Consider the following 13754-nt stretch of genomic DNA (forward strand, 5'->3'; position numbering starts at 1 on the left):
TATTAGATTTAAGAATTCAGGCTAAAATTAGCAAAAGTCCCGCTACCTGCGAAATCTTTTTTGTCGTTTGTTGTAATCCAGCCTAAAACTAAACCTCAGTGAAAATTGTGCATGACGAAGATTGTTATCAACAGTTATCACTTCATTAGTTCTTTGGATCATGTTATCCCAAGTCATTTTACTATAAAAATAATATGAAGCGATCGGTGTAATAGTCAATAGATCATTGATGCCTATGTCCAGACCTAATCCTGCCCCAATGCTGGCTGCAAGTCCTCGGTTGATCCCATTTGGCAATGGAAGAGAAGATAATATCGGATTTGGAAACCCTTTGGCATCAATATAAGCTATGCCCGGAGTAATATGAAAGAACAAACCTTTGTTGATGGTATTACCCTGTTTGGAAAAAGTAGGGCAATCACAATCTTCAGCCATATCGAGGGCATAAATCTGTGTATGTAAATTGAAACTAAAGGTATTGATAGTGAATTTTTCAATTGAAGGATTTTCAAATTGAGTCTGAGATCTTGCATATCCGATTTCCGGCAAAAACTCTATCCTTTTCTTTTTCAATCTAAACCAATGATTGACACCTATACCATAGGAAGATGGATATAGTGCTTCTGTAGTTGAAAATCTTTCTTTAAGAGCGTTGTTCCAATTACTGTATTGATTGAGATCATACTTGAGCCTTACACCAAATTGAGCAGAAACATTGCTCGTAAATATAAGCCAAAGAGAAATTGTAACCAAAAGCGATATGACCTTCATTATACAGATTTTTTATACATCTGAACTGTATAACGTTAAAAAGCACAATAAAGTATATTTAATGAAAATAGAAGGTTTAAGCAAAAAAAAGAGGAGCTCATTTTAATTTGAAACTCCTCTTTGAAATCTTAAATGAAATCAAAATCGAATTAAATCACATTATATTCATCAACGGACTCTACTTCGAGTCTATTAAAATGTCTTAATCCTGTACCTGCCGGTATATTTTTTCCAACGATTACATTTTCTTTAAGTCCTGAAAGCGAATCCCGTTTTGCAGAAATAGCCGCAGTACTCAGTACTTTGGTTGTCTCCTGGAATGAAGCTGCTGAAATCCAGCTTTCCACACCTAAAGAAGCCCTGGTAATACCCTGCAAAATCACACTTGACGTGGCTGGGACGGCATCTCTCATTACAACGATTTTTTTATCATTTCGCTTCAGAGATGAATTTTCTTCTCTGAATTGTCTGATGGATACGATTTGTCCGGCTTTGAAATTCTGAGAATCTCCGGGATCCGTGACAACTTTTTTGTCAAATATCCAGTCATTTTGTTCATTGAACTCGTGACGATCTACAGCTTCTCCTTCCAAGAATGTCGTATCTCCTGGATCCACAATTTCTACCCTTCTCATCATCTGCCTAACTATAACTTCGATGTGTTTGTCATTGATGGCAATACCCTGAGAACGATAAACTTCCTGAACTCCATTCACAAGATAAGATTGTACTGCAAACGGACCTTTGATATTTAGAATGTCAAGTGGAGCTACAGCACCATCTGACAACTGCATACCAGCTCTCACGAAATCACCCTCCTGAACGAGTAAGTGTTTTGATAATCCGACCAGATACTTACGTCTTTGACCTGTCTTCTCATCATCAATAAATATCTCTCTGTTACCTCTCTTGATTTTACCATAAGTGATGATACCATCGATTTCAGCTGTGATGGCCGGATTGGAAGGGTTTCTTGCTTCAAACAATTCAGTAACCCTCGGAAGACCACCCGTGATATCCTGGATTTTACCAAGGTTCCTAGGTATTTTTACTATCTTTTGTCCAGGTACTATTTCAGCATTATCTTCTATAGAGATGTATGATCCAACAGGCAAGTTGTAATTTTTCAACTCATCGCCTGAAGGAGAAACAATCTTGATGACCGGTATTTTTTTCTTATTCTTAGATTCAATGATGACTTTTTCAGCATATCCTGTCTGATCATCTCTTTCTACACGAAAAGTCACACCTTCTTCGATATCTTCAAACTGTGCAATACCTCCAAATTCTGAGATAATCAGGTTGTTGAAAGGATCCCATTCGCATAAAGTTCCTCCTTTGCTAACTTTTTGTTTATCATCTACTAAAAGAGTAGAACCATAAGGTATAAAATATGAATTATAGACTTTCTTAGTTTCAGTATCTACAACTCTGATTTCACCGGACCTTGACAATACAACCTTGGATTTCGCACCACCTTCCACTTGTTCAGTGACCTTAATATTGTCAAATTCAATTACGCCTTCATATTTTGTTGTAATTTCAGATTCTGTTTTGGATACTGAGGCGATACCACCTACGTGAAATGTACGTAGCGTCAACTGTGTGCCTGGTTCGCCGATAGACTGAGCAGCGATGATACCCACGGCATCGCCCATTTCTACTCTTCTGCCAGTTGCAAGGTTTTTACCATAACATTTAGCACAAACTCCTACTTTTGTTTCGCAAGTGAGTACTGATCTGATGGTTACCATTTCAATCCCTGCTTTTTCGATGTTATCAGCAATGTCCGGAGAAATATATCCTGCAGCCTCCACTAATAAAGCATCAGTCACCGGATCAGTCACATCATATAATGAATATCGGCCTACAATCCGTGATGCCAATGTTTCGATAATATTTTCGTTGTCTTTAAGCGCTTCAGTATCAATCCCTCTGAGTGTAGCACAATCTTCTTCTGTGATAATTACATCTTGTGCTACATCTACAAGCCTTCTTGTAAGATATCCCGCATCAGCAGTCTTAAGCGCTGTATCAGCAAGACCCTTTCTCGCACCGTGTGTCGAAATAAAATATTCAAGTACAGACAATCCTTCAAGGAAGTTGGCAAGGATGGGGTTTTCGATGATCGCACCACCTGTATCTCCTGATTTTCTCGGTTTTGCCATCAGTCCTCTCAATCCGCACAACTGTTTGATCTGTTGCTTCGAACCCCTTGCACCTGAATCAAGCATCATAAACACTGAGTTGAATCCTTGCTTGTGCTGAGCAATTTCTTTCATCAGGTTGTCAGTGATCTTATTATCTGCAAATGTCCACTTATCAATGACCTGATTGTATCGTTCATTTGGCGTGATAAGACCCATATTATAGTTTTCCCATACTTCATCCACTTCTTCCTGTGCTTCCAAAAGGGTTTTCTCCTTGATGGAAGGAGTGATCAAGTCACCAAGATTGAATGAAAGTCCACCTTTATATGCCCAGAAGAAGCCAAGATTTTTTATTTCATCAAGGAATTTTGCAGTTGATGTAAAATCTGTCCTTGTGATGATATCAGCAATGATCTTCTTAAGGTTCTTTTTGGTGAGTAGCTGATTGATAAATGGTACCGTCGGTGGAGTGGCCTGATTGAAGATCACTCTTCCTACTGTAGTCTCAATGATACTTGTTACCATATCAGCATTATTATTCTCTATTCTAGCCCTTACCTTTATTGGGGCATGAAGGTCTATCATACCCTCATTAAAGGCAATCACGACTTCTTCGGCACTGTAGAAAGTTTTTCCTTCACCTTTCACTTTAATATCTCCTACTGACTTTCTTGGTTTTGTAAGGTAATACAGGCCTAAAATCATATCCTGAGACGGAAGTGTCACCGGAGAGCCATCCTGAGGGTTCAGCATATTGTGTGCCGAAAGCATCAACATTTGAGCCTCAAGTATTGCAGCATGCCCTAGTGGAACATGCACAGCCATCTGGTCACCATCAAAATCCGCATTGAACGCACCACAAACTAAAGGGTGCAATTGGATTGCCTTTCCCTCTACCAATTTAGGTTGAAATGCCTGGATAGACAATCGGTGAAGTGTAGGGGCCCGGTTTAATAAAACGGGGTGTCCTTTTAGTATATTTTCAAGAATTTCCCAGATTACCGGGTCTTTTTTATCAACGAGCTTCTTAGCAGATTTTACTGTTTTTACAACGCCTCTCTCTATCAGTTTTTTGATGACAAATGGCTTAAATAATTCTGCAGCCATACCTTTTGGTATTCCACACTCGTGTAATAGAAGTGTAGGCCCGACCACAATAACCGATCGTCCGGAATAATCCACCCTTTTACCGAGTAGGTTTTGGCGGAAACGACCTTGCTTTCCTTTTAAAACATCACTCAATGATTTCAAAGAACGTCCGCCTTCAGCTTTTACTGCATTGGATTTCCTTGAGTTGTCAAATAGCGAATCTACAGCTTCCTGCAACATTCTCTTCTCGTTTCTGAGAATGACTTCAGGAGCTTTGATCTCGAGCAATCTCTTAAGACGGTTGTTTCTGATGATGACCCTTCTGTACAAGTCATTCAGGTCAGAACTTGCAAATCTACCGCCATCCAAAGGTACTAAAGGCCTCAGCTCAGGAGGTGTGACCGGTAAGTATTGGATTATGGTCCATTCAGGTCTGTTTTCTGTCGATCTCATACCATCTCTGAATGCTTCTACCACACGCAGACGCTTCAAAGCTTCTGATTTTCTTTGCTGAGATGTTTCATTTGCTGCCTGATGTCTCAATTCAAAAGATAGCTCATCAAGATTGATTCTTTCCAAAAGATCTTTGACAGCTTCAGCTCCCATTCTTGCTATAAACTTATTGGGATCAGAATCATCAAGTAGCTGATTGTCTTTTGGAAGCGTATCCAGGATATCAAAGTATTCTTCTTCTGTCAGCAATTCATGCTTTGAAATGTCATTTTCTTTAACACCTGCCTGAACAACTACATATCTTTCATAATAGATGATAGACTCCAGTTTTTTTGAAGAGTATCCTAAGAGATACCCTATTTTGTTTGGCAATGATTTGAAAAACCAAATATGGACTACAGGAACTACCAACTTTATATGGCCCATCCTCTCTCTTCTCACTTTCTTTTCGGTCACTTCCACTCCACATCTGTCGCAGACGATTCCTTTATATCTGATTCGCTTATATTTTCCGCAATAACATTCGTAATCCTTTACAGGACCAAATATTCTTTCACAAAAAAGTCCATCTCTTTCAGGTTTATAAGACCTGTAATTGATGGTTTCCGGTTTTAATACCTCACCATAAGACCTCTCAAGTATTTCATCAGGTGAACTGAGACTAATCGTGATAGATTCAAATCCTTTAGTGGGTTTTACACTTTTCTTTTTTAACATAATAAAGATTTATTATTGATTTAAAGAATTTCAAAAATTAATCAAACTTAATATCCAGAGCAAGGCCTCGTAATTCATGAACCAATACATTGAATGATTCAGGAATATTTGGTTCAGGTATGTTTTCTCCTTTCACAATCGCTTCGTAGGCTTTGGCTCTACCGATGATATCATCAGATTTTATGGTGAGTAATTCTCTGAGGATATTGGCAGCACCATAAGCTTCAAGTGCCCAAACCTCCATCTCTCCAAATCTCTGACCACCAAACTGTGCTTTACCACCAAGTGGTTGCTGAGTGATAAGAGAGTAAGGCCCAATGGATCTTGCATGCATTTTATCATCAACCATGTGAGAAAGTTTCAACATGTATATGACTCCTACAGTTGCCTGCTGATGGAATCTATCGCCTGTCTCACCATCATAAAGATAAGTTTGACCATAAGCCGGTAAGCCTGCTTTTTCTATATATCCTTCGATCTCTTCCAGACTGGCTCCATCAAAGATAGGTGTTGCAAACTTGATATTCATTTTTTTACCGGCCCATCCGAGTACGGTTTCGAATATCTGACCTAAGTTCATCCTTGATGGTACCCCAAGCGGGTTCAACACGATGTCCACAGGAGTTCCATCTTCGAGAAACGGCATATCCTCTTCCCTTACGATTCTGGAAACGATACCCTTGTTACCGTGTCGCCCTGCAAGTTTGTCTCCCACTTTCAACTTACGTTTTTTTGCAAGATACACTTTTGCTAGCTTTAATACACCTGCAGGTAACTCATCCCCTATACTGATATTGAATTTCTCTCTCTTGTATCTGCCAAGCTCCTCATTAACTTTAATTGAGTAATTGTGCAATAGTCTGGCTATCATTTCGTTGGTAGCTCCATCTTTTGTCCACCCGCTATAATCAACCTGAGAATATTCTAATTCCTTAAATGATTTAGGCGCAAATTTAGCTCCTTTGGGTATCAATTCTTCATTGTAAATACTTCTGACACCTTCTGAAATTTTACCATCCAGCAGTGTCATCAACTTATCTACAAGGATGGTTTTTAATTCATTAAGGTTGATAGCATGTGTGTCTTCAAGCTTTGACAACAATTCTTTTTCCTGAACTTTTTGGAACTTATCCTTTTTAGCTCTTGCAAATAGTTGTTTACTTATCACCACACCATTAGTAGAAGGAGAAGCCTTGAGGGAAGCATCTTTAACATCACCTGCTTTATCACCAAAAATGGCCCTTAAAAGCTTTTCTTCAGGTGTAGGATCAGATTCTCCCTTCGGTGTAATCTTTCCGATCAGGATATCACCTTCTTTCACCCATGCTCCTATACGAATGATACCATTTTCATCCAGATCTTTTGTAGCTTCCTCACTTACATTTGGTATATCATTAGTCAGTTCTTCTTCACCAAGTTTTGTATCTCTAACATCGATTTCATAACTCTCTATGTGCAAAGAAGTAAACACATCCTCCTTAACTACCCTTTCTGAAAGAACGATGGCATCTTCAAAGTTATAACCTTTCCATGGCATGAATGCCACCTGGAGATTCTGACCAAGTGCCAACTCACCATTTTCAGTAGCATATCCCTCACAAAGAAGACTTCCTTTTTTCACTCTCTGGCCTTTTTTAACAATTGGCTTGAGATTGATACAGGAACCCTGATTCGTCCTTATGAATTTAATGAGATTATACTTTTTTATATTATCATCAAAAGAAACCAACATCTCTTCTTCTGATTTGTCATATTTAATGATAATCTCATTAGCGTCTACATATTCGACTATACCTTCTCCTTCTGCATTGATCAGCATGTTGGAATCTTCTGCTACTTTTGCTTCCAGACCTGTTCCAACTATAGGTGATTTAGGTCTCACCAATGGAAGTGCCTGACGTTGCATGTTAGAACCCATCAAGGCCCTGTTGGCATCATCATTTTCAAGGAAAGGAATCAAAGACGCTGAAACACCAACGATTTGATTGGGTGCAATATCCATGTATTCAACTTCTGAAGGTGTCAATACTGGAAATTCGCCATGTTCTCTTGATTTGATTCTGTCTTTCACAAATGCCCCGGATTCAGCAATCTGAGCATTAGCTTGAGCTATCCGCCTGTAATCTTCAGCTTCTGCAGAAAGATATTGTATTTCACCGGACACATCCACCTTTCCTTCCAGTACTTTCCTGTAAGGAGTTTCCAGAAATCCCATTTTGTTGACCTTTGCGTGTACACAAAGTGTGGAGATAAGGCCGATATTCGGTCCTTCCGGTGTCTCAATAGTACAAAGTCTGCCATAGTGAGAATAATGAACGTCACGTACTTCAAAACCCGCACGCTCCCGTGACAAACCACCAGGACCCAAAGCAGATATCCTCCTTTTGTGTGTAATTTCTGATAGTGGATTGGTCTGATCCAAAAACTGTGACAACTGGCTTGTTCCAAAAAATGAATTGATGACAGAAGACAGCGTTCGGGCATTGATCAGATCAATTGGTGTAAAAACTTCATTGTCTCTGACATTCATACGCTCTCTTATTGTCCTTGTCATACGAGCCAAACCTACGCCAAACTGAGCATAAAGCTGCTCCCCTACTGTTCTTACTCTACGATTAGCAAGGTGATCTATATCATCCAATTCTGCTTTTTGGTTGACAAGACTTACCAGATACTTGACTATGGATATGATATCTTCCTTTGTTAATACAAGTACATCCTTACCTAATTCCAGCTTAAGCTTTCTGTTTATTTTATATCTACCAACTTCTCCGAGATTATATCTCTTATCTGAGAAGAATAATTTTTCTATGATACCTCTAGCAGTTTCTTCATCGGGTGGATCAGTACCTCTTAATTGTCGATAAATTTGAGTGACAGCTTCCACTTCAGAAGAAGACGGATCTTTCTGTAAAGTATTATAAATGATGGTATAATCTTCGTCGAGGTTCTCTTTCTGAAGGATGATTTGATCTGTTTCAGCATCTGCTATCATCTCTATGTTTTCCTCATCAAGGATTACATCTCTTTCAAGAATGATTTCGTTCCTTTCGATGGTGACAACCTCTCCGGTATCTTCATCCACAAAGTCTTCTGTCCATTTTCTCAAAACCCTAGCAGCTAGTTTTCTACCAATTGCTGCCTTTAACGACTGCTTATCAGTAGAAATCTCTTCAGCTAAGCCAAAAAGATTAAGAATATCTTTGTCTGAATCAAAACCAATCGCTCGGAGTAAGGTCGTAACTGGAAATTTCTTTTTCCTGTCTATATATGCATACATGACAGAGTTGATGTCTGTAGCAAATTCCATCCATGCCCCTTTGAACGGGATAACTCTGGCAGAAAATATTTTAGTTCCATTAGGGTGAAAAGTCTGACTGAAAAATACACCAGGTGATCTGTGAAGTTGAGAAACAACGACTCTTTCAGCTCCATTGATCACAAATGTACCTTTGTTGGTCATGTAAGGGATATTACCCAAAAACACATCCTGAACAATAGTTTGAAAATCTACGTGTTCTTCATCGTTACATGAAAGTCTTAGTTTTGCCTTTAGGGGAACACTGTAGGTCAATCCTCTTTGCATACATTCCTCAATGGTATACCTAGGAGGGTCAATGAAATAGTCAAGAAACTCCAGTACGAAAATATTTCTAGCATCTGAAATTGGAAAATTTTCCTGAAAAACACGGTAGAGTCCCTCGTTTCCTCTATTTTCGGGTGTAGTTTCAAGTTGAAAAAATTCCTGAAAAGATTTGATTTGAATTTCAAGTAAGTCAGGATATTGGTTTGCTAATTTAATTTTGCCGAAGTTGACTCTTTGATTTCCGGCTGCGGCAGCTATTCCGTTTGATGTCATACTTTTATAATATTTTTAGCGTAATTCGTAATAAAAAACAATTGAATGTTATAAATCAATTGTATAAAAGTGTTTTTAATGACAACAGGCTTAACCAACCAAGAGGTCAGTTAAGCCAGATATCATTGATTTCAGACTTAATTTCTGCTATCAAGTCTTAAGGTTTCATTTTATAAAATTACTTTAATTCTACAGAAGCACCTGCACCTTCAAGGGTAGCCTTCATAGACTCAGCTTCAGCTTTTGAAGCACCAGCTTTGAGAACTGATGGAGCTGCATCTACAAGGTCTTTAGCCTCTTTCAATCCAAGATTTAGTAAGGTTTTCACCTCTTTCACGATCGCAAGCTTGTTAGCACCTGCTGATGTAAGATGTACATCAAACTCTGTCTTTTCAACCGGAGCATCTGCTGCTGCGCCTCCGCCTGCTGCTGGTGCTGCTACTGCAACAGCTGCTGCTGCTGGTTCGATACCGTATTCGTCTTTTAAAATCTGAGCCAATTCACTTACTTCTTTAACTGTTAAGTTTACTAATTGCTCTGCGAATGCTTTTAAATCTGCCATGATATAATGGTTTTTATGTTTTAAAATTAATAAATAATGTTTGTTAATGTTGGAAGCTATAACGTAACATTTATATTTCTTAAATACAAGAAATCTTTTTTGTTTACCCTCTTTCCTCAAGAGTTTTTAGTACACCCGCAATGGTTGCCCCTCCGGATTTTAATGCACTTATTACATTTTGAGCCGGTGACTGTAATGTAAAGATAATCTCACCGATAAGCTCATTTTTAGTTTTGAGTTTTGTGAGAATATCTAACTGGTCGTCACCAAAGAATACATCAGAATCAATATATGCTGCTTTCAGTACAGGTCTGGTGTCCTTACCTCTGAATTCTTTGATTAAAGATGCCGGCAATTTGCCATCATTTGAAAACAACACGGTACTCTGACCTTTAAATGCGCTGAATATTGCCTTAAAATTTTTACTTTCAGCATGATCGTCCATTGCCTTGATAGCCAAGGTGTTCTTCACAGTCTTGATATCTATACCTTTTTCAAAGCATGTTCTTCTTAACTGATTGATTTTAGCTACTGTAAGACTTGAAGCGTCTGTGACATAAAAAAATGAAGCATTTTCAAACTTTTCTCTTAACTCCTGTATTAATAAACCTTTATCTGTCTTTGTCATTTTATATTATTTTTAATGGTTTATTTAATAGATTTTGTGTCAACAGCAATACCAGGACTCATAGTGCTCGCAATACTGATAGATTTCATGTAGGTACCTTTCGCAGTTGAAGGTTTCATTTTTTCTAAGGTTGATATCAACTCCTGAGCGTTTTCAGAAATCTTTTCAGGTGCGAATGACACTCTTCCGATAGGTGAATGTATGATACCATACTTATCTACTCTGAATGAAATCTTACCTGCTTTTACTTCTTCAACTGCAGCTCCAACATTGAGTGTAACTGTACCGGTCTTAGGGTTTGGCATCAAACCTCGAGGTCCAAGGATACGACCGATTTGACCAACTTTTGCCATGACATTGGGCATCGCGATGATCACATCAACATCTGTCCAACCTTGTCCGATTTTTGTGATGTACTCATCTAAACCTACGTGATCAGCCCCAGCAGCTTTTGCTTCAGCTTCTTTGTCAGGTGTACAAAGTACTAATACTCTTTTAACTTTTCCAGTTCCATGTGGTAGTGTAACTGTACCCCTAATGGCCTGATCTGCTTTTCTAGGATCCACACCCAATCGGATATGAATATCAACAGAAGCATCAAACTTGGTAGTATTGACTTCTTTGACTAAAGCAGCGGCATCTTTTAAGGCGTAAAACTTTGTAGGATCAACTTTAGAGTTGACAACTTGTCTTTTTTTACTAACTTTTGCCATTTTGATAAAATTTTAAGGTGATAGCGTCATTTATAGAAACGACTCCCTTACCGATTAAAAAATATTAATTCTCTTCAGATGCTGCGGATTGGTTGCCCCAAGGTGCATCTCCAGAAACTGTAATACCCATACTCCTTGCTGTACCCGCAACCATTCTCATAGCGGACTCTACTGTAAAGGCATTTAGGTCTTTCATTTTACTTTCTGCGATTCCATGAATCTGATCCCAGGTTACAGTACCTACTTTGTTACGGTTAGGAACTGAAGAACCACTTTTGATCTTAGCGAGCTCCATCAATTGTATTGCTGCCGGAGGTGTCTTTATAACAAAATCGAAAGATTTATCTTTGTAAACAGTAATCAATACAGGTAAAATTTTACCAGTCTGATCTTGTGTCTCTGCATTAAATCTCTTACAGAATTCCATTATGTTCAAACCTTTAGAACCCAAAGCAGGACCTACTGGTGGTGCAGGGTTAGCCTGACCGCCTTTTACCTGAAGTTTTACATATGTTTGAATTTCTTTTGCCATTTTTAAAATCTGATTTATAAAATTATTAATACAAAGACTTTAGGGAAGCATCAACATTGATCTAAAGTCAATTTGCTTTTTGTTTATGATTGTTTTTCAACCTGCATATAGTTGAGTTCCACTTCTGTACCTCTACCAAATATTTTTACAATGACCTTTAACTTCTTTTTATCTTCATTCACTTCTTTGACATCCCCGATGAAATCATTGAATGGCCCATCAATAATTTTGATGGTTTCGCCTACAATAAATGGTTCAATCATTGCAGCTGTAACCTCCTGAGAATCATCTACTTTGCCGAGCATCCTATTGGCTTCGGTCTGAGTCATAGGCACCGGATTGTTTTTTCCCAAGAAATGTATCACATTGGCAACATTAGAAATCGTTTGTACCACTTCACCCGAAAATTTTGTTGGGTCAGCCTCCACCAAAATATAGCCCGGAAGTATATTTCTTTCGAGAATGACTTTTTTCCCGTTTCTTATTTTATACACTTTTTCCGAAGGAACAAGTACCTGAGTGACTACATTCTCCCAGTTACTTCTTTTGATTTCAAGCTCAATTCTTTCTTTGATACTTTTTTCTTTACCACTTACTACTCGAAGGGAGTACCACTTTTTATCTTCGGACATTGTTAATTTGTTTGATAAAAATTATAGTTCGTAAATAAATTTAAGAGAACTATTTGCGATAAAGTCAAAAATGAATACTATCAGTGATAATATAATTGTTGAAACTAAGACAAGTTTGGCACTACTCATAAGTTCATCCCAAGATGGCCATGTTACATGATTCATCAATTCATCATAACTTTCCTTGAGATATAATCTAATATTTTCCATATGCTACTTTCGAAATAAGTAAATTAAGATGTTACTTTGCAGGGGAGACAGGGCTCGAACCTGCGACCTACGGTTTTGGAGACCGCCACTCTACCAATTGAGCTACTCCCCTATATCAAACAAAACTTTCTGATACAAAATGAAAAATTAAGCACTTCGAAAAGTACTTAATTTTTCATATATATTACTTAATGGTAAAAATTAAGAAATGATTTCAGTTACCTGACCTGCTCCTACTGTTCTACCACCTTCTCTGATCGCAAAACGAAGACCTTTCTCCATTGCAATCGGGCTTATCAATTTTACTTCAAGGGAAACGTTATCACCCGGCATTACCATTTCCACACCTGCTGGAAGAGAAACATCACCCGTAACGTCAGTTGTTCTGAAGTAGAACTGAGGTCTGTACCCATTAAAGAATGGTGTATGTCTTCCTCCTTCGTCCTTACCAAGAACATAGATTTCGCACTTGAAGTGAGCGTGAGGCTTCACAGATGCAGGTTTGATGATAACCATACCTCTTCTGATAGCTTCCTTGTCAATACCTCTCAAAAGGATACCGGCATTGTCTCCAGCTTCGCCTCTTTCAAGGATTTTTCTGAACATCTCAACTCCAGTAACTGTAGAAGTCAAAGGTTTGTCTCCAGCTTTCATCATACCAATGATTTCAACCGGATCACCAGTGTTGATAACACCTCTTTCAATTCTACCAGTTGCAACTGTACCTCTACCAGTGATAGAGAATACGTCTTCGATAGGCATAAGGAAAGGCTTATCTACATCTCTTACAGGCTCAGGAATCTGAGCATCAACTGCAGCCATCAAGTCAAGGATTTGTTGTTTTGCATTAGCATCTCCTTCGAGAGCTTTCAATGCAGAACCTTGAATAATAGCAGCATTGTCACCGTCAAACTGGTAAGAGCTCAATAGTTCTCTTAATTCCATTTCAACAAGTTCCAACATTTCAGGATCGTCTACAAGATCGACCTTGTTCATAAATACAACTACTGCAGGTACACCTACTTGTCTTGCAAGCAAGATATGCTCTCTTGTTTGAGGCATAGGTCCATCAGTAGCAGCACATACTAAGATAGCACCGTCCATTTGAGCAGCACCAGTTACCATGTTTTTCACATAATCGGCGTGACCTGGACAATCTACGTGAGCATAGTGTCTGTTTTCTGTTTCATACTCTACGTGTGCAGTGTTGATAGTGATACCTCTTTCTTTTTCTTCCGGTGCAGCATCGATTGAGTCATAATCTTTTTTCTCAGCGAAGCCTTTCTCAGAAAGCACGTAAGTAATTGCGGCAGTAAGGGTAGTCTTACCGTGGTCAACGTGACCAATCGTTCCGATATTTACGTGTGGTTTGGTTCTTACAAATGTTGATTTAGCCATCAGTTAAAATTTTTCTGAACTTTAAATATTTAATAATAAT

The 13754-nt window shown here is 38.5% G+C and carries 10 protein-coding genes and 1 tRNA gene; all 11 read right to left on the reverse strand.

Going from position 1 to position 13754, the window contains the following annotated elements; all coding sequences use genetic code 11:
• Positions 1 to 42: 42 nt before the first annotated feature.
• Entirely contained in the window at positions 43 to 771 is a 729-nt protein-coding gene (locus IPK35_13575; GenBank protein ID MBK8054262.1) for a hypothetical protein, read from the reverse strand.
• 149 nt (positions 772 to 920) lie between these two features.
• Complete coding sequence (rpoC, locus tag IPK35_13580; protein MBK8054263.1) at positions 921 to 5180, reverse strand: DNA-directed RNA polymerase subunit beta'; 4260 nt, start codon at positions 5178 to 5180, stop codon at positions 921 to 923.
• A gap of 37 nt (positions 5181 to 5217) precedes the next feature.
• Complete coding sequence (gene rpoB / locus IPK35_13585) at positions 5218 to 9039, reverse strand: DNA-directed RNA polymerase subunit beta (protein ID MBK8054264.1); 3822 nt, start codon at positions 9037 to 9039, stop codon at positions 5218 to 5220.
• Between the two features lie 178 nt (positions 9040 to 9217).
• Positions 9218 to 9601: a 50S ribosomal protein L7/L12 gene (gene rplL / locus IPK35_13590; protein MBK8054265.1), complete on the reverse strand. Its 384-nt coding sequence runs from the start codon at positions 9599 to 9601 to the stop codon at positions 9218 to 9220.
• 103 nt (positions 9602 to 9704) lie between these two features.
• Positions 9705 to 10229, reverse strand: a complete 525-nt coding sequence (locus IPK35_13595; protein MBK8054266.1) for a 50S ribosomal protein L10 — start codon at positions 10227 to 10229, stop codon at positions 9705 to 9707.
• Positions 10230 to 10249: 20 nt separating this feature from the next.
• Complete coding sequence (locus tag IPK35_13600) at positions 10250 to 10942, reverse strand: 50S ribosomal protein L1 (GenBank protein ID MBK8054267.1); 693 nt, start codon at positions 10940 to 10942, stop codon at positions 10250 to 10252.
• Positions 10943 to 11006: 64 nt separating this feature from the next.
• Positions 11007 to 11474, reverse strand: a complete 468-nt coding sequence (gene rplK / locus IPK35_13605; protein MBK8054268.1) for a 50S ribosomal protein L11 — start codon at positions 11472 to 11474, stop codon at positions 11007 to 11009.
• An 83-nt stretch (positions 11475 to 11557) separates the two neighbouring features.
• On the reverse strand, positions 11558 to 12106 hold the full coding sequence (gene nusG / locus IPK35_13610) for a transcription termination/antitermination factor NusG (GenBank protein MBK8054269.1): 549 nt from the start codon (positions 12104 to 12106) through the stop codon (positions 11558 to 11560).
• 21 nt (positions 12107 to 12127) lie between these two features.
• Positions 12128 to 12316 (reverse strand): preprotein translocase subunit SecE, encoded by a 189-nt coding sequence (gene secE / locus IPK35_13615; protein ID MBK8054270.1) that lies wholly within the window; start codon positions 12314 to 12316, stop codon positions 12128 to 12130.
• A gap of 39 nt (positions 12317 to 12355) precedes the next feature.
• Positions 12356 to 12428, reverse strand: a tRNA-Trp gene (locus tag IPK35_13620).
• A gap of 89 nt (positions 12429 to 12517) precedes the next feature.
• Positions 12518 to 13714, reverse strand: a complete 1197-nt coding sequence (gene tuf, locus IPK35_13625; protein ID MBK8054271.1) for an elongation factor Tu — start codon at positions 13712 to 13714, stop codon at positions 12518 to 12520.
• Positions 13715 to 13754 lie beyond the last annotated feature (40 nt).

It is taken from the genome of Saprospiraceae bacterium, from assembly GCA_016713025.1.
Taxonomy (GTDB): Bacteria; Bacteroidota; Bacteroidia; order Chitinophagales; family Saprospiraceae; genus OLB9.